The 13832-nt window shown below is 69.7% G+C and carries 20 protein-coding genes; 5 read left to right on the top strand and 15 right to left on the bottom strand.

Annotated elements, in window-relative coordinates; all coding sequences use genetic code 11:
• Window positions 1-508 (bottom strand): FAD-dependent oxidoreductase (locus ACIQ3R_RS08110; protein ID WP_397417166.1); only part of this gene is annotated, 508 nt, incomplete at its 3' end.
• A 178-nt stretch (window positions 509-686) separates the two neighbouring features.
• Between ACIQ3R_RS08110 and ACIQ3R_RS08105 the strand changes: the two genes are divergently transcribed.
• From ACIQ3R_RS08105 to ACIQ3R_RS08095, 3 genes are read left to right on the top strand one after another with little or no spacing between them, the layout of a single operon-like run.
• Window positions 687-1304, top strand: a complete 618-nt coding sequence (locus tag ACIQ3R_RS08105; protein ID WP_397417164.1) for a DUF6644 family protein — start codon at window positions 687-689, stop codon at window positions 1302-1304.
• The gene (locus ACIQ3R_RS08100) at window positions 1301-2125 is read left to right on the top strand and encodes a DUF6644 family protein (protein WP_397417161.1); all 825 of its coding nucleotides are present in this window, start codon (window positions 1301-1303) and stop codon (window positions 2123-2125) included. Before ACIQ3R_RS08105 ends, ACIQ3R_RS08100 begins: the two co-directional genes overlap by 4 nt.
• A 20-nt stretch (window positions 2126-2145) precedes the next feature.
• Window positions 2146-2706, top strand: coding sequence for an NADPH-dependent FMN reductase (locus ACIQ3R_RS08095; protein ID WP_397417159.1), 561 nt, complete (start codon window positions 2146-2148; stop codon window positions 2704-2706).
• Here ACIQ3R_RS08095 and ACIQ3R_RS08090 read toward each other — a convergent pair whose 3' ends face one another.
• Window positions 2707-3516 carry a TrmH family RNA methyltransferase gene (locus tag ACIQ3R_RS08090; protein ID WP_397417156.1) on the bottom strand — a complete coding sequence of 270 codons (810 nt, stop codon included), beginning with the start codon at window positions 3514-3516 and terminating at the stop codon, window positions 2707-2709.
• The gene (locus ACIQ3R_RS08085; RefSeq protein WP_397417155.1) at window positions 3513-4331 is read right to left on the bottom strand and encodes an acyl-CoA thioesterase; all 819 of its coding nucleotides are present in this window, start codon (window positions 4329-4331) and stop codon (window positions 3513-3515) included. Before ACIQ3R_RS08085 ends, ACIQ3R_RS08090 begins: the two co-directional genes overlap by 4 nt.
• Before the next feature lie 211 nt (window positions 4332-4542).
• Between ACIQ3R_RS08085 and ACIQ3R_RS08080 the strand changes: the two genes are divergently transcribed.
• Window positions 4543-4944 (top strand): hypothetical protein, encoded by a 402-nt coding sequence (locus tag ACIQ3R_RS08080; RefSeq protein WP_397417154.1) that lies wholly within the window; start codon window positions 4543-4545, stop codon window positions 4942-4944.
• Here the strand turns inward: ACIQ3R_RS08080 and ACIQ3R_RS08075 are convergent.
• The 9 genes from ACIQ3R_RS08075 to ACIQ3R_RS08035 form a co-directional block, all read right to left on the bottom strand.
• Window positions 4941-5711: an SDR family NAD(P)-dependent oxidoreductase gene (locus ACIQ3R_RS08075; protein ID WP_397417152.1), complete on the bottom strand. Its 771-nt coding sequence runs from the start codon at window positions 5709-5711 to the stop codon at window positions 4941-4943. The genes ACIQ3R_RS08080 and ACIQ3R_RS08075 overlap by 4 nt on opposite strands.
• Before the next feature lie 32 nt (window positions 5712-5743).
• Window positions 5744-6268 (bottom strand): YcnI family protein, encoded by a 525-nt coding sequence (locus tag ACIQ3R_RS08070; RefSeq protein ID WP_397417150.1) that lies wholly within the window; start codon window positions 6266-6268, stop codon window positions 5744-5746.
• A 21-nt stretch (window positions 6269-6289) separates the two neighbouring features.
• Window positions 6290-7132 carry a CopD family protein gene (locus ACIQ3R_RS08065; protein ID WP_397417147.1) on the bottom strand — a complete coding sequence of 281 codons (843 nt, stop codon included), beginning with the start codon at window positions 7130-7132 and terminating at the stop codon, window positions 6290-6292.
• A 4-nt stretch (window positions 7133-7136) separates the two neighbouring features.
• The gene (locus tag ACIQ3R_RS08060; protein WP_397417145.1) at window positions 7137-7496 is read right to left on the bottom strand and encodes a copper resistance CopC family protein; all 360 of its coding nucleotides are present in this window, start codon (window positions 7494-7496) and stop codon (window positions 7137-7139) included.
• Between the two features lies 1 nt (window position 7497).
• A complete protein-coding gene (locus ACIQ3R_RS08055; RefSeq protein WP_397417142.1) occupies window positions 7498-8898 on the bottom strand; it encodes an AMP-binding protein in 1401 nt (466 codons plus the stop codon).
• A gap of 8 nt (window positions 8899-8906) precedes the next feature.
• Complete coding sequence (locus ACIQ3R_RS08050; protein ID WP_397417140.1) at window positions 8907-9614, bottom strand: phosphatase PAP2 family protein; 708 nt, start codon at window positions 9612-9614, stop codon at window positions 8907-8909.
• Window positions 9615-9655: 41 nt separating this feature from the next.
• On the bottom strand, window positions 9656-9832 hold the full coding sequence (locus ACIQ3R_RS08045) for a hypothetical protein (protein WP_397417138.1): 177 nt from the start codon (window positions 9830-9832) through the stop codon (window positions 9656-9658).
• A gap of 91 nt (window positions 9833-9923) precedes the next feature.
• Entirely contained in the window at window positions 9924-11081 is a 1158-nt protein-coding gene (locus tag ACIQ3R_RS08040) for an L-lactate dehydrogenase (protein ID WP_397417136.1), read from the bottom strand.
• 11 nt (window positions 11082-11092) lie between these two features.
• The gene (locus tag ACIQ3R_RS08035) at window positions 11093-11821 is read right to left on the bottom strand and encodes a hypothetical protein (RefSeq protein ID WP_397417133.1); all 729 of its coding nucleotides are present in this window, start codon (window positions 11819-11821) and stop codon (window positions 11093-11095) included.
• Window positions 11822-11951: 130 nt separating this feature from the next.
• On the opposite strand from ACIQ3R_RS08035, the gene ACIQ3R_RS08030 reads away from it, so the two are divergent.
• The gene (locus tag ACIQ3R_RS08030; protein WP_397417130.1) at window positions 11952-12284 is read left to right on the top strand and encodes a hypothetical protein; all 333 of its coding nucleotides are present in this window, start codon (window positions 11952-11954) and stop codon (window positions 12282-12284) included.
• Here the strand turns inward: ACIQ3R_RS08030 and ACIQ3R_RS08025 are convergent.
• From ACIQ3R_RS08025 to ACIQ3R_RS08015, 3 genes are all read right to left on the bottom strand, one after another.
• Window positions 12281-12973 (bottom strand): cytochrome b/b6 domain-containing protein, encoded by a 693-nt coding sequence (locus ACIQ3R_RS08025; protein ID WP_397417129.1) that lies wholly within the window; start codon window positions 12971-12973, stop codon window positions 12281-12283. The two genes, ACIQ3R_RS08030 and ACIQ3R_RS08025, sit on opposite strands and share 4 nt — an antisense overlap.
• Window positions 12973-13476 carry a c-type cytochrome gene (locus ACIQ3R_RS08020; protein ID WP_397417126.1) on the bottom strand — a complete coding sequence of 168 codons (504 nt, stop codon included), beginning with the start codon at window positions 13474-13476 and terminating at the stop codon, window positions 12973-12975. Before ACIQ3R_RS08020 ends, ACIQ3R_RS08025 begins: the two co-directional genes overlap by 1 nt.
• Window positions 13477-13534: 58 nt before the next feature.
• Window positions 13535-13832 (bottom strand): sugar transferase (locus tag ACIQ3R_RS08015; RefSeq protein WP_397417124.1); only part of this gene is annotated, 298 nt, incomplete at its 5' end.

Here is a 13832-nt window from a genome sequence, read left to right as displayed (position 1 = left end):
TAGCGTCGGCGGGCCCGGTGACGAACGCCACGCCCGCTTCGGCGCAAGCCGCCCTGAGACGCGCCAGGGCGGGCGGCGCATCCACGCGCCAGTCTTCCCGGCAGAGAACGGCCGTCTCGGCGGCCAAACCCGGCGACAAAAGATTGATCCCCGCGCCCTCGATCCGCGCGACCGGAACGCCCAGGGCGGAGATCCGCGCCTCCACGCCGGCAAGCCAGCCCGCTTCTCCCGCCGCCATCGCGCCGGTGCGATCCAGCGCGATATCGGCCCGCTGAGCGAACCCCGGCCACAGGTCGCGCGCCGCCAACATCAGGTCGAAATGCGGCCGCGCGCCCTCGTCCAGCACCGCCTCGAACACCGGCGCCAGCATGCCCGCCGCCACCGATGAGGCGTTGGCGCCGCCCAGATCGAACACCGTGACCCGCGCGCCGGCGTCGGCCAGGCGCAAGGCCACAGCGAGCCCCAGCACCCCCGCCCCGGCGACCTTGATGTGTGGCCCTCGGCTCATGGACGCATCCGCCCTCGCCTCGCCTCTGAAATCAAGAGCGAAGGGACGTGGGACCTTCCCACCCGCATTGCGGCGCTCTAGCTTTCACCGGCGTGCATTTCCGGGCTGACGCAGGTCCGCAATGGCGATGCGCGTCGGGGCCGCTAGAAGCGCCGTAGATTATCGGGGGGAGACAAGCGTGATCCGGGATGTCCTGGTCTGGCTGGCCACCGTGCCCGGCAAGGGGCCGGGCGAGTACGATCCGTCGTGGAGCGAGGCGTTCGCCAGTTCGCTCAACCTGTGGAGCATCACCGAGGGCACGCATGTGCTGTCGCTGATGCTGTTCGCCGGCACCATCTTCCTGGTCGACCTGCGCCTGCTGGGGGTCGCGTTCAAGACCACGCCGGTCTCGGTGATCAGCGACCGGGTGCTGCCGCTCACCGTTGCGGGCTTCGTCCTGATGGTCATCACCGGCGTGGCGTTGTTCTACGCCAAACCGTTGTTATATTATCATAATCTCTGGTTCCGACTGAAACTGATCTTCCTCGCCGTGGCGGTGATCAACATTCTGATCTTTCACTTCCGCGTCCAGCGTGACCGCGCGGCCTGGGACGCCGCGCCTCGACCGCCCTCCAAGGTCCGCGCCTCTGCGGCGGTCTCTCTGACGGCCTGGATCTGCGTGATCGCCGTCGGCCGCTTCATCGCCTACGACTGGTACGAGTGCGGCAAGGCCCTGCCGCACTGGGCCAATGTCGCCCAGTCCTGCGCCACGTCTGAGTACGGCGCGGTCGATCTCTCGGAGGTCGCCCCACAATGAGCCCGCAGGACTTCTTCCCAGCCGCCGCCGAATGGGTCGGCCGGCTCGACGATGTTTTTCCCGGCGTCTGGATCAAGCCGTATTTCGCCCAGTGGGAAGTGGGGCACCTGCTGTCCATGGCACTGCTGGGCGGCGCCAGCATCCTGCTGAACCTGCGCCTGATCGGCTATGGCCTCACCGACGATCCACCCTCCGTGGTGCGCCGCCAGGTGCTGCCCTGGCTCAATCTCGGCGTCATCGGCATCCTGTTCACCGGTGTCCTGATCGGAACGTCGAACCCCGAGCGACTGTTCACCTCGGAAGCCTTCACCGCCAAGATGCTGGGCCTGGCTGCGGCGCTGGTGCTCACCTACGGCGTGGCCCTGCCGGCCGCGCGGGAGGATGGCCGCATTCGTCCGATGACCGCAGCATTCGCGGCGCTGGGGCTCGGGCTTTTCGGCCTCGCCCTGGGCGTGTTCGCCACGGCCCAGCTGGTCAATCCGGGCCTGTGGCACGTGGTCACCGCCATGGGCCTCATGGTGCTGTTCGTAACCCGCGGCCTGACGCGCATCGTCTACGGGGCGGGGCTCGCGGTGCTGATCGCCAGCCAGCTGGCGGTCACACAGTTGCTGATCCCGGCCGACGACTACGCGCGTCTCGATCCCACGCACAAGGGCTTCTTCCTGGCCTTCGCGGCCTGGATCCTGGGTGCTGCGGCGGTGCAGATCATCAGCGCCGGCCGCGGGTCCGCCGGAGGCTGGGCCGTCAAGGCGATGGCCTATGCGACGCTGCTGGTTTGGGTCACAACAGCGGCGGCCGGGCGCTGGATCGCGTTCGCCTGAGCGTCACGGAGTCGAGACCCATGCCCACGCCCCCCACCGTCGCCCTGATCGTCGGCTCGCTGCGCAAGGACTCCGTCAACCGCAAGATCGCCAGGGCGTTGGCTGAGCTGACGCCGGGGCTCAAGTTCGAGTTCGTGGAGATCGGCGATCTCGTCCACTTCGACCAGGATCTCGAGACCGAGCCGCCGGCCCCCTGGGTGCGGTTCCGCGAGCAGATCGCTGCAGCCGATGCGGTGGTGCTGGTGACCCCCGAATATAATCGCGGCCTGCCCAGCGTGCTGAAGAACGCCGTCGATGTGGGCTCGCGCCCCTACGGCAAGGCGGTCTGGACCGGAAAGCCGGTGGGCGTGATCACCGCCGCCTTCGGCGCCGCAGGCGGCGTCGCGGCCAACCACCAGCTCCGTCAGTCGCTGACCATCCTGGGCGCGCCGATCATGCCGGCGCCCGAGGCGGCGATCGGCAACGCGCTGGCCCTGTTCGACCCGGAGGGCCGGCTGATCAATGACGGAACGCGCGGCTTCCTGACCGCATGGGGCGCGGCGTTCACAACCTGGATCGCCCGCGTCGGCGCCAGGGCCTGATCACGTCGCGACCGACTGCAGCCGGGAGATTCTGTGCAGGGCGACGCCCGCCGCAGTGGCGACGTTCAGGGAGTCCAGATCGCCAGCCATGTCGATCCGCGCGGTCCGCATCCTGGCCATCAGCGCCGGCGCCAGCCCCGGGCCCTCGGCTCCGAACACCGCCGCCATCCGCACCGACCCGGGAATCGCATCGATCTCCACCGCGCCGGCGGGGGACAGCCCCCAGGTGTCGAACCCAGCGTCCGCCAGCCGAATCAGCATCTCCGTGTCGCTGGCCGCCCGCGCGAACGGCAGGGTCAGGGCCGCGCCCACGCTGACCCGGATCGCCTTGCGATAGAGCGGATCACAGCAGGTCGGATCGAGCAGCACCGCCGCGGCGCCGAACGCCGCCGCATTGCGGAACAGCCCGCCCATGTTGTCGTGATTGGCGATCCCCACCAGCCCGACCACGAGCGCCCGGGCCGGGAGACCGGCCAGCAAGGCGTCCGCATCGCGGTCCCGCCGCCGTCCCAGAGCCAGCACGCCGCGATGGATCGGGAACCCAGCGATCCGGTCCATCACCGTCGGTTCCGCCACATAGACCGGCGCGCCGACGGGCGCCCGCGCCAGCACGTCGGCCAGGCCGGGCGCCTTGGCCGCACTGACCAGGATCGCGACCACCGCGGCCGGATCCGCGTCGATCAGCTTCTCAAGAACCACCCGTCCCTCGGCGATGAACCGGCCCTGGCGCCCGACAAGGTCACGCTCGCGGATGTCGCGAAAGGCGGCGATCCGGGGGTCGTCCGGATCCTCGATGCGGATCAGGCTCAACGGTCTTCCGGCCGTTCCCGCACCCGCAGGATCAGCGACTGGCTGGCCGTGGCCATCAACTCCCCGTCCTGGGCGAACAGCGACATCAGCCCATGCGCGAAGCCGCCATGCACCCCGGTGATCTGGATGTCGCAAAGCACCCAGTCGGTGGGCACGATCCGGCGGATGCGCAGCGTGTTGTCCAGGCTGTTGCCGCCGGCGTTCAAGCCCAGCGCCGCGCCCACGCCCTGGGGCACGAAGTCGGCGAACACCGCCAGCATCGAAGCGTCGATCGCCTGCCCCTCGCGCGGCCGGGCCCACAAAGCCGAGCGCCCGTCCGCCTGCGGCTTGCCGACCCGGTCCGCCCCATAGCGCCCACGGGCGATGCGGACATCCACGCGGCTGTGCAGCCCCGCCTCGCGGCCGCGCCAGTGATCTCCGGCCGCGCAATCCTCCGGCGGCGGCACGTCGGGCGGCGTGACCCACTGGCCGCTCAGCTCGCTCGGACGCGCGCCCAAGGCGGCGTTGACGGTCAGGATCTCCTTGTCGCCCACATGTCCGATCACCCGGGCCTGGGTGTTGTACTTGCCCTGGGTCGGCGTCCAGACATCGAGGTCCACCACCTCGCCGGCGCGCGCGTAGGAGAGATACTGCGCCGTGGCCCAGACCACCGGCCGCCCGGTCGTCCGCTCCATCGCCGCCACCGACGAGGCCAGCCCGACCCCGCCGAACATGAACTCGCTGCCCACCGCGCCGACGCAGATGCCGGGTTCGACGGCCAGGTACCAGCGGTGCGGGTTGTGGGTGGATTTCAAGTCAAAGAAGGCGGCGCTCATGGCGCGCGTTCAAAGCCGGTCACGGGCGCGGGCGCAAGAGGCGGCGGGGTGAGTATCGTTCCATTCTCCACCCGAGAGCGTCATCCCCCGGACAAGCCGGGGGATGACGATGGTGGGATTTGGCATGCGACCCGCGGGCGTAGCGCTCACGCTTCCCTAACCACGTCGGTTAAGCGTGAAGTGAGGCGCGCGGGGCTAGGTTTCGGCCATCATGCTGACCGCCCCGCTCAATCTCCTCGCCTTCCCGGTCCTGCGCCGGCCCTTCTATCTCCCGCTGGCGGTGATGCTCGCGGCGACGGTGTTCGCGCTTTCGCTGACGCCGGCCGCCGAAGGATTCTTCGCCCGGGTGGTGCTGTTCTATGGCGGGGTCACGCTGGCCTACGCGCTGATGCCCTATGTCCGGCGCAGCGACATCCCGCTGGTCGCCGCCTGGGTCGTGCTGGCAAGCACGCTCGCGCCCTGCCTCGAAGGCGACCTGATTTCGCCGATCAAGGTGACCGCCGACGTCCTGGGCGTGGCCATGGCCGCCGGGCCGGTGTTCATCGCCCGCATGCGCCAGATGCTGCAGGGCGACATGCGCGACTATGACCGCCCGAGGCCGGATCGCCGCTAGAAGTTCGCCCGCCGAGAGATCGCCCCGTCCACCACCAGGTTCACGCCGGTGGTGAAGGCTGACCTGGGGCTGGCCAGGAACACCGTCGCCGCCGCCACTTCCTCCGGCGTCGCCATGCGGCCGGTCGGGTTGCGCTGGAGCATCTGCTCGAAGAAGGCGGGCATACCCGCCTTCACCTTGCCCCAGACGCCGTCCTCGAAAAACACGGTGCCGGGCGAGACCACGTTGCAGCGCACCTTCTTCGGCGCGCCTTCGCGGGCCACGCCCTTGGCGAAATGGATCTGGGCGGCCTTCATCGCGCCGTAGCTTGAGGGCGTGTCGGCCTCGGCCGCCGAGATCGACGAGGTGATCAGGAAGCAGGCGTCGCCGCGCTCGCGGCCCGCCGTCTCCAGATGCGGCCGCGCCGCCTCGAGCACCCGCACGGCGCCCAGGATGTCGATCTCGAACATCGCGCGCCACGAGGCTTCGTCATTGCCCTGCACCAGGGCGCTGGCGTTGGAAACGGCGATGTCGAGCCCGCCGAGGGCCTGGGCCGCCGCGTTGATGAACGCCTTCAGGGCTGCCCCATCGGCGATGTCCACCACCTGGCCGAACGCCCTGACGCCCTTGGCCTCCAGCGCCTTGACCGTCGCGGCCACCTGGGCCGCGTCGCGGGCGCAGATGGCGACGTTGGCGCCTTCGTCGGCGAAGGCTTCGGCGATGGCGCGCCCGATGCCGCGCGTGGCGCCGGTGACCACCGCCGCCTTGCCTTTGAGTTGCAGGTCCATGTGTCTCGTTTCCCGTGAATGCGACGATGAGGTCAGTGCGCCGTGGGTGCGGCCTTGATGAGGCGAACGGTCGGCGCGGGGGTTTCCAGTTTGAGCGGATCTTCGCCCGGTTTGGCGACCTGGGTCCAGGTCTCGACCCCGCCGCCGGGGCAGTTCTGGACCGTCGGAAACACCAGGGTGGTCTCGGGCCGGTCGGGCATCATGCCGCGAAACTCGAACACCTCATAGGCGGCGTCAGGCAGCGAGCCGCCCTCCCAGGTGATCTGGGCCGGCGCCACCTTCACCTCGAAGCCGTGCAGCATCACCGGCTTGTCGAGCGGGCGCGTGCCGACCGACACCTTCCAGCCCGGGATCATCCGGGGCGTCACCCGCATCATGCCAGGGGGCAGGTCGATGATGACCTTGGTGGTGGGCTTGCCGCCGCAGCCGTGCATGACGCGCAGGCCCAAGGTGGCCAACTGGCCGGCCGGCGCCGTCTCCTGATCGAACACCACATGCGCGGCGGCCGGAGCCGAGAGGGCGAGCGCGACCAGCGCCGCGAGGTATCCAATCCGCATCGTTATGATCTCCCCCTGTCCCTATCCCGGCGGTCCGACGAAGCTGGTGGCCGCTGAAATCGCCATCAGCGCCGCCGTGAACAATAGGGCGTCGAGCCCCAGTGTCAGCTTCAGAAGACGTCGGCCTCGCAGACCATCTTCCGCCACGGCGCGGGTCACCAGAAACGCATTGGCCGCCCCGAGCGCAAGCGCGATCCCGGCCGCGCCCAGCTTCGCCAAAAGCAATCGGCCATAGGTCGACCCGACAAGGGGCTCGAACCCGCCTGCGAGCCTGAGCGCCAGCCAGCCGCCGCCGATGAACAGCAACGGGACAAGCCACCGCGCCAAGGCTCCGAACCGCGTCAGCCGTTCGGCCAGGCGCGCATCCGACACCCCTGCGCGAGGCCAGAGCACCAGCGGCGCGGCGAGCCAGACGCCGGCGATCATGACGTGGAGCGCCGCAACAAGCGGAGCCGGACCGGGCGCTTCGAGGGCGCGGGTGTGTCCGATCAGGCCGTAGCCGGACGCCAACATGATTGCGCCGAGGATCGGGGCCAATCGCCCGCCCAAGGCCGTCAAGGCGGCGCCTGCGATCAGGGCGCAAAGGCTGGGACCCTGAAACCGCCCGACCATGCCAAGCAGGTCGGGCGATAGCGCGCCCTCCAGACCGCCGTTCAGTTGCACGGCGCCAAGCAGTCCGCGCAGTCCGGCCAACACGATCACAAGGGCCGCCAGCGTCCGGACCGCGCCCCGCCAGCCGCGCCGTTCGTCCGGGCGGATCACACCCATGGCGGCGGCGGCGGCCAGACCGATGGCGAGCAGCGTCGCCGCGTTCAACGCCAGGCGCAGGGCGAACGCCCAGATGATGAGCGGATCGGTCGTCACGCGGTCAGCGCGCGCCGGTTACCGTGAACGCGACTCCGCCCGTCATCACATGGCCATCCTCGGCGATCACCCGCCAGTTCAGCCGATAGGTGTCCGGCGTCAGCCGCGGCAGCGGCACAGAGAACGCGGCGGCCATGGCGCGTGAAGGCTTGTAGGCGAGCGGCACGTCCCGCCCGCCCGAATTGGTCAAGGTGACTCCGCCGACGCCGACCGGACGCCCCATGGTGATCGTGACGCTGGGCGGCGCGGCCTTGAGCCTGGCGCCTTCGGCGATCGACACTGATTTCACCGCTGTGTGGGCGGCAGAGGGGCCGGCCGCCGCCAGAGCCAGCGCCGCCCATGCGGCGATCCCGAGCGCTCTCATGTCATCCTCCCCCGAAGATGCCGGCATAGGTCTCCCGCAGCCGGTTCTTCATCACCTTGCCCATGGCGTTGCGCGGCAGCTCGCCGACGAACACCACGCGCTTTGGCGCCTTGTAGGCGGCCAATGACCGGCGTGTCTCGGTGATCATCGCGGCCTCGTCGCCCTGGCCGATCACCACCGCCACCACGCCCTCGCCGAAGTCCGGATGCGGACAACCGATCACCGCGCTCTCGACCACACCGGGCAACTCGTCGAGCACCAGCTCCACTTCCTTGGGATAGACGTTGTAGCCGCCGGAGATGATCAGGTCCTTGGCCCGGCCCGAGATCCAGACCCGACCGTCGGGATCGATCCGACCGACGTCGCCGGTCCGGAAGTAGCCGTCCGGCGTGAACGACTCCGCCGACTTCTCCGGCGCCCGCCAGTAGGCGGAAAAGACGCTCGGCCCGCGAATCTGGATCTCGCCCGCCTCATCGACCCGCAGATCGACGCCGGGCAGCGGATAGCCCACCGAGCCCGCGATCCGCTCACCCGCCAGCGGATTGGTGGTGATGATCACCGCCTCGCTCATCCCATAGCGTTCCAGGATACGTTGTCCGGTCCGCGCCTCGAACTCGGCGAAGGTCGAGGGCAGCAGCGGCGCGGATCCACAGACGAACAGGCGCAGACGCTCCGCGCGGCGCCGGGTGAAGCCGGGATTGGCCAGGAGGCGCGTGTAGAAGGTCGGCACCCCCATCATCACCGTGGCGCGATCCAGACCGGCCAGAACCTGGGCGTCGTCGAACTTCGCAAGCCAGACCATCGGCGCGCCGGAGAGCAAGGCGCAGTGCAGCGCCACGAACAGGCCGTGCACGTGGAAGATCGGCAGGGCGTGCAGCAGCACATCCGCCGGCGTGAAGCCCCACGCGGCGTGCAGGGCGAGCGCATTGTCCGCCAGGGCGCCGTGGCTCAGCATTGCGCCCTTGGAGCGCCCGGTGGTGCCGGAGGTGTAGATCAGCGAAGCGAGGTCGCCCGACGCCCGAGGCGCGCTCCCGGTCATCAGCGAGTGCGCCCGCGCCTCGGCCACCCAGAGGGGCGGATCATCGATGATCACGCGGGGCTCGGCGTCGGCGCGGAAGTCCGCCACCTCAGCGGGCGTGTAGGCGCTGTTCAGCGGCACATAGACGGCGCCCGCTTTCAGCACGCCCAGATAGATCATGATGCTCTCGGGCGACTTCTCGGCCTGCAGCATCACCCGGTCGCCGGGCGCCACACCCTCGGCCGCGAGACGCCCCGCGACGTGCGCGGCGCCGGCCTCCAGCTCGCCATAGGAGATCGCGGCGCCGCCAGACAGCAGGAAGCACGGCCGGCTCCGGTCGGCGGGAAAGCGGCTGGCGAGCAGGTCATAGAGGTTGGCGCTCATGCCCCCTCCTACCCGCCGCGCGTGCGTCCGCCCAGATACCGCAACGCCAGCCAGGCCAGGAGCGCCCAGGCCGCACCCAGCACCCAGCCGCCCAGCACGTCGCTGGGCCAGTGGACGCCCAGATAGACCCGGCTCATGCCCACGCCCACCAGCACGAACACCGCGATCGCATAGACCAGCGCCTTCGAGCGACGGCGTTCCTCCAGGCTGGCGATCAGCATGGCCAGGGTCAGAAAGGTGGCGGTGGACAGGGTGGTGTGACCGCTCGGGAAGCTGGCCGAGTAGACGAACGAGCCGTGCGGCACGAGGTCGGGACGCGGGCGATCGTAGAACGCCTTCAGGCCCTCCTTGGAGAGCCACGCCGCCAGCACCGCGCCCGCCAGCACCAGGGCGTGACGTGGCAACCTATGAAACAGGAACGCCAGTACGCCGGTCAGCGTCGCCAGGATCACCATGGTGGTGCCGCCCAGCGCGGTGATGTCGCGGACCGCCTCCTGGAGCGTGCCCGATCCGCGCGGTTCGGCGATGTTTCCGGGCTCGCGCAGGGCCAGGATCACCGACCGGTCCCAGGCGTCTGCGCCACCCGCGCTGACCACCCCGCCGATCAGCCAGAACAGCCAAAGCGCGCCGGCGACCCCGATCACGCCCAACAGCACCCGCGCCTCGAACCGCCGCAGGAAGCGCCAGAGCGCGCGAAGGGGATTGGGAAGCGCCATGCAGTCTAGCTAGGCGCCGCAGCCTCTTCAGGCAATGCGGGTCAGGCGGCCCGGGACGCCTCGCCGGCGAACACGAGGCGGTTCACGGCGCTCTGCGCAGCTTCCAGACTCCGGCCCACGCCGTCGGCGACGGTCACGCCGTCCTCGTCATAGACGCTCCAGCGCCAAGTGTCGGCCTCGCGGCTGAGGGAATAGGCGAGCGTTCTGTCGTCACGCATCCGTCCGGCCTTCTGGCGACTTCGAGTCGGGGCGAGATCATCAGAGCATGCGGCGCCGCACAATCGACTTCACCCCACAGGGGGAAGCCGCTCACCTCAGAGGCGAGTGCGTCAGGTCGAGCAGCTCGCGCCCGGCGTCGCGTGCGTTGGCGCAGCCGGTCAGGATCATCGCGACGGTCAGCTCGGAACGGAGCGTCGCCAGCATCCGCGCCACGCCGGCCTCGCCGCCGCCGCCCAGCGCCCAGGCCCAGGGTCGACCGACGAAACAGGCCCTGGCCCCCAGCGCCAGGGCCTTCAGCACATCGAGGCCCGACCGCACGCCGCCGTCCATAAAGACCTCGATGTCGCCGCCCACAGCGTCGGCGATGCGCGGCAGGGCCGAGATCGCCGACGCCACGCCGTCGAGCTGTCGCCCGCCGTGGTTGGAGACGATCACCCCATCGGCGCCCGCATTCACCGCATCGCGCGCATCGTCGGCGTCAAGCACGCCCTTCATGACGATGGGACCCTTCCAGACGTCGCGCACGAACTCGATGTCCTTCCAGGTCACCGACTTGTCGAAGTTACGGGCGATCCAGCTCAGGAAGTCGGTCACCCGGCCCTTCTGGGTCACCGCCGCTTCGACGTTTCCCAGGGTGTGCGGCCGTCCGTTTACGAACACGTCCCAGGTCCAGGCTGGATGGGTGACCCCGTCGCGCAGCTGGGCCAGCGCCGCCTCCAGCGGTCCGGACCCCGTGAAACCCGAACGCACGTCCCGATACCGCGAGCCCGGCGTCGGCAGGTCGACGGTGAACAGCAGCACCGGCGAACCGGCCTCCTGAGCCCTGGCCAGCAGGTCGCGCATGAAACCCCGGTCCTTCAGCATGTAGAGCTGGAACCAGGGCGGCGCGCCGGTCGCCGCGACCTCCTCGATGGAGCAGACGCCGACGGTCGAGAGCGCGAAGGGCACGCCGGCCGCCGCCGCCGCCCGCGCCGCCTGGGCCTCGCCGCGGCGGGCGTACATCCCCGCCATGCCGACCGGGGCCAGTCCGACCGGCATCGCGAGCGTCTGGCCCAGCGTGGTGACGGAGAGATCCAGCGTGCTCATGTCGCGCATCACCCGCTGGCGCAGCGCGATGGCCTCCAGGTCGGCCACGTTCCGGCGCAGCGTTTCCTCGGCGTAGGACCCGCCGTCGATGTATTCGAAGAAGATGTGCGGCAGTCTCCGCCTGGCCAGCTCGCGCCAGTCCGCCACCGAAGCCGCGCGCATCCGTCGTCCTCCTACGCCGCCGCCGGACGCGGACCCATCATGATCCAAACCTGGTGGGCGCGCGCCAGCAAAGCGCCGCCTTGGTCATAGAGCGCGACGCCCGAGGTTTCCTTGCGTCCCTCGCGCTCGAGCGGCCAGGCGACGACGACACACGGCTCGCCGGCGCGCGGCCGACGCAGCACTTCGCCGGTCATGGTGCCCAGGAGCGCGCCGTGGCGACCCTCCTTTTCCACCCAGGCGAAAAACCCCGGACAGTCCAGCGCCGCCCATATCACTTCCGGCGGAACCGCGCCGTCGGCCTCGGCGAACGCCGCGTGGGGCGTCCAGTCGCAGGCCATCACACCGGTCGCCGCACCTTCGAGCTGGCCCGGGAAGACTCTCAGGCCGTCGCCCTCGTCGCGTTCCGTGCCGCAGGTGAAACAGATCGGATGGGCGCGCTGGCTGTGGCCGATGTAGCGCGCGCTCGCCGCCCGCGCCGCCTCCAGCCCCGGCGAGGGCGGCGGCTCCGGCAGATCGAACCGACCAGGGCCGCTCTCGGCGATCAGGCCGCCGTCCAGGTCGGCCAGCTGCGCGCCCTCGCCATCCCGCTCAAGGGCCAGCTCGACATCCAATGGAATCCGCGCCTTCAGCACCGCTGTCGCGGGCCCCTCCGCCTCACGCGCCAGCAGGCCGCAGACATAGCCGCCATTGCCGGAATTGGGCGGCCCTTTGAACTGCCCGCCGATCACGATCACGCTCACCGAACGCCCCTGCATTACTCGCGGCGCGGCATCGCACGCTGACGCCACGCAAGGGAAGTCCATTCCCCCGTTGGAGCCGCCGCCGGCCCGCGCTAAAGGCAGGGTGACGACTATCGACGGAGACCTATCGGTGAGCGACCGGATCGAACGACCCTGGGCCCTGATGCGCCATCACGCGGGCTGGGCCGATGTGTTCCATATCGACAGCGAGACCTCGGACTCGATCACCGGCTTCTACCCGGACCGCGAGACGGTGGGACCGCCGGTCAACTATTCCACCCGCGCGGTGCTGGCCCGGTACACCACGCTGGAAGCCGCACGGACGGCGCGCGAGGAGGCCGTCTCGGAGTGGCGCAAGCACGACGCCGGCGTCCGCGACGCCGAGGTGGCCCTGCGCGCCGCCGAGAAGATGCGTGAAGACGCCTGGCTCAACTGCCTGCGCGACGCCGCCCAGCGCAGCTAGAAGCGCAGGCCCTTCGACAGCGCCCAGGCGACCGCGCCGGCGATCCCGACGCCGACCACGAACGCCCACAGCCGCGCCGGGGCGAACCCGGGGTCGGTGGCGAGTTTCTTCACGCCGGTGATCATCGGCGTGATCAGGTCGGTGCGCTTCCAGACAAGGTAATAGACCACCGCGACCACATGCAGCGCGACCAGCGCCTGCAGCACGCGGAAGATCGTCTCGTGAATTTCGGCGATCGCGCGGCCGGTCTCAAAGCTCACTCGGTCCGACATCGGCCCGCCGTCGAAGGCGTCGACATCGACCACGAAAAGACCCGTTCCGACCTGGGCCGCCAGGACCAGCAGCAGCGCGACAACGCTGATCGCGCCGAGCGGATTGTGGCCCGGCGTCGTGGACACGTCCCGGCGGCCGACCGTCCTCAAGTAGGAGAGTAGGGTCGCGGGACCCCTCAGGAAGCTCGTAAAGCGTGCGGCTCCGCCACCCGTGAAGCCCCACCAGACACGAAACACAAGCAGCCCGATCACGGCGTAACCGCTCCAGCGATGCCAGGTCAGATTTTCCCCGGCGGACCACCAGGAGAACGCGACGAGCGCGACGATAAGCCAGTGGGACAGCCGCACCGCGCCATCCCAGACCCGAACGGGCCTAAGAGCTTGGGATGTGGATTCCGGCGTCTCCGCCATGGGCATCAGGACTTCTTCTCAAGCCGATACGTGTCGTGACAGCCCTTGCACGTGCCGCCTGTCGCCCGGATCTGGTTGCGCACACCGGCCCAATCCCCTGCGACAGCGAGGGCGTTCAGCTTATTCACTTCGTTGCGCGACGCCGTAGCGGCCGCCGTGAAGCCCGCCGCATCGGTCCAGATGTTCGCCTTGGCCTCGCTCTTCGGCCACGCCTCGACGCCGCTGCCGCGCGGGAACCAGGTCGGGATCGCCGTCACGAGCTGGGTCATGGTCCGCGTGTTCGACCGGACCAGGGTGGCGTTCGGCGCATCCTTGCGGGTTTCGTCGATGACCGCCTTGAACGCGGCGCCCAGCTTTTCGAAGTTCTCATGCCGGGCGTAGGCGGCCTTGGTCGCAGCGCTGGCGTTCTTGGGCAGGGCGGATTGCGCCTGCGCCAGGCCCGCGCCCATCCAAGAGACCGCAGCCAGGGACACGGCCGCAGCCGTCGTGATCTTCCAGTTCGCCGCCATGGCTTCGCCTCTCCAATTGCTTGCCTGCATTGAGATTGAGAGGAGCGTGGCGCGCCCGTCAATGACTGACGCCCCGCCCGGTGAGCGCCGCGCGCGCCGTCGCCGCCAGGATGCGCAGATCGAGCCCGAACGACATCCGTTCCAGATAGGCCCTGTCCAGCCGGACCTTTTCGGGAATGGGGAGGTCATCGCGGCCGTTCACCTGCGCCCAGCCGGTCAGCCCGGGCCGCAACCGGTGGACCCCTTCCGACGTCCGCAGCGCGATCAGGTCGTCCTGATTGTGCAGCGCCGGCCGGGGACCGACGAAACTCATCTCGCCGGTCAGAATGCTCCAGAGTTGCGGCAGTTCATCAAGG

The organism is Phenylobacterium sp. (assembly GCF_044371015.1).
In the GTDB taxonomy this organism is placed as follows: Bacteria; Pseudomonadota; Alphaproteobacteria; order Caulobacterales; family Caulobacteraceae; genus Phenylobacterium.
This window is presented reverse-complemented; position numbering and strand designations above follow the sequence as displayed.

Coding starts and splice junctions, on each gene's coding strand:
- ACIQ3R_RS08070 (WP_397417150.1), bottom strand. CDS start 6,268: ATGCGGATTGGATACCTCGCGGCGCTGGTCGCGCTCGCCCTCTCGGCT.
- ACIQ3R_RS08095 (WP_397417159.1), top strand. CDS start 2,146: ATGCCCACGCCCCCCACCGTCGCCCTGATCGTCGGCTCGCTGCGCAAG.
- ACIQ3R_RS08100 (WP_397417161.1), top strand. CDS start 1,301: ATGAGCCCGCAGGACTTCTTCCCAGCCGCCGCCGAATGGGTCGGCCGG.
- ACIQ3R_RS08050 (WP_397417140.1), bottom strand. CDS start 9,614: ATGGCGCTTCCCAATCCCCTTCGCGCGCTCTGGCGCTTCCTGCGGCGG.
- ACIQ3R_RS08060 (WP_397417145.1), bottom strand. CDS start 7,496: ATGAGAGCGCTCGGGATCGCCGCATGGGCGGCGCTGGCTCTGGCGGCG.
- ACIQ3R_RS08040 (WP_397417136.1), bottom strand. CDS start 11,081: ATGCGCGCGGCTTCGGTGGCGGACTGGCGCGAGCTGGCCAGGCGGAGA.
- ACIQ3R_RS08085 (WP_397417155.1), bottom strand. CDS start 4,331: ATGAGCGCCGCCTTCTTTGACTTGAAATCCACCCACAACCCGCACCGC.
- ACIQ3R_RS08020 (WP_397417126.1), bottom strand. CDS start 13,476: ATGGCGGCGAACTGGAAGATCACGACGGCTGCGGCCGTGTCCCTGGCT.
- ACIQ3R_RS08075 (WP_397417152.1), bottom strand. CDS start 5,711: ATGGACCTGCAACTCAAAGGCAAGGCGGCGGTGGTCACCGGCGCCACG.
- ACIQ3R_RS08080 (WP_397417154.1), top strand. CDS start 4,543: ATGCTGACCGCCCCGCTCAATCTCCTCGCCTTCCCGGTCCTGCGCCGG.
- ACIQ3R_RS08055 (WP_397417142.1), bottom strand. CDS start 8,898: ATGAGCGCCAACCTCTATGACCTGCTCGCCAGCCGCTTTCCCGCCGAC.
- ACIQ3R_RS08045 (WP_397417138.1), bottom strand. CDS start 9,832: ATGCGTGACGACAGAACGCTCGCCTATTCCCTCAGCCGCGAGGCCGAC.
- ACIQ3R_RS08025 (WP_397417129.1), bottom strand. CDS start 12,973: ATGCCCATGGCGGAGACGCCGGAATCCACATCCCAAGCTCTTAGGCCC.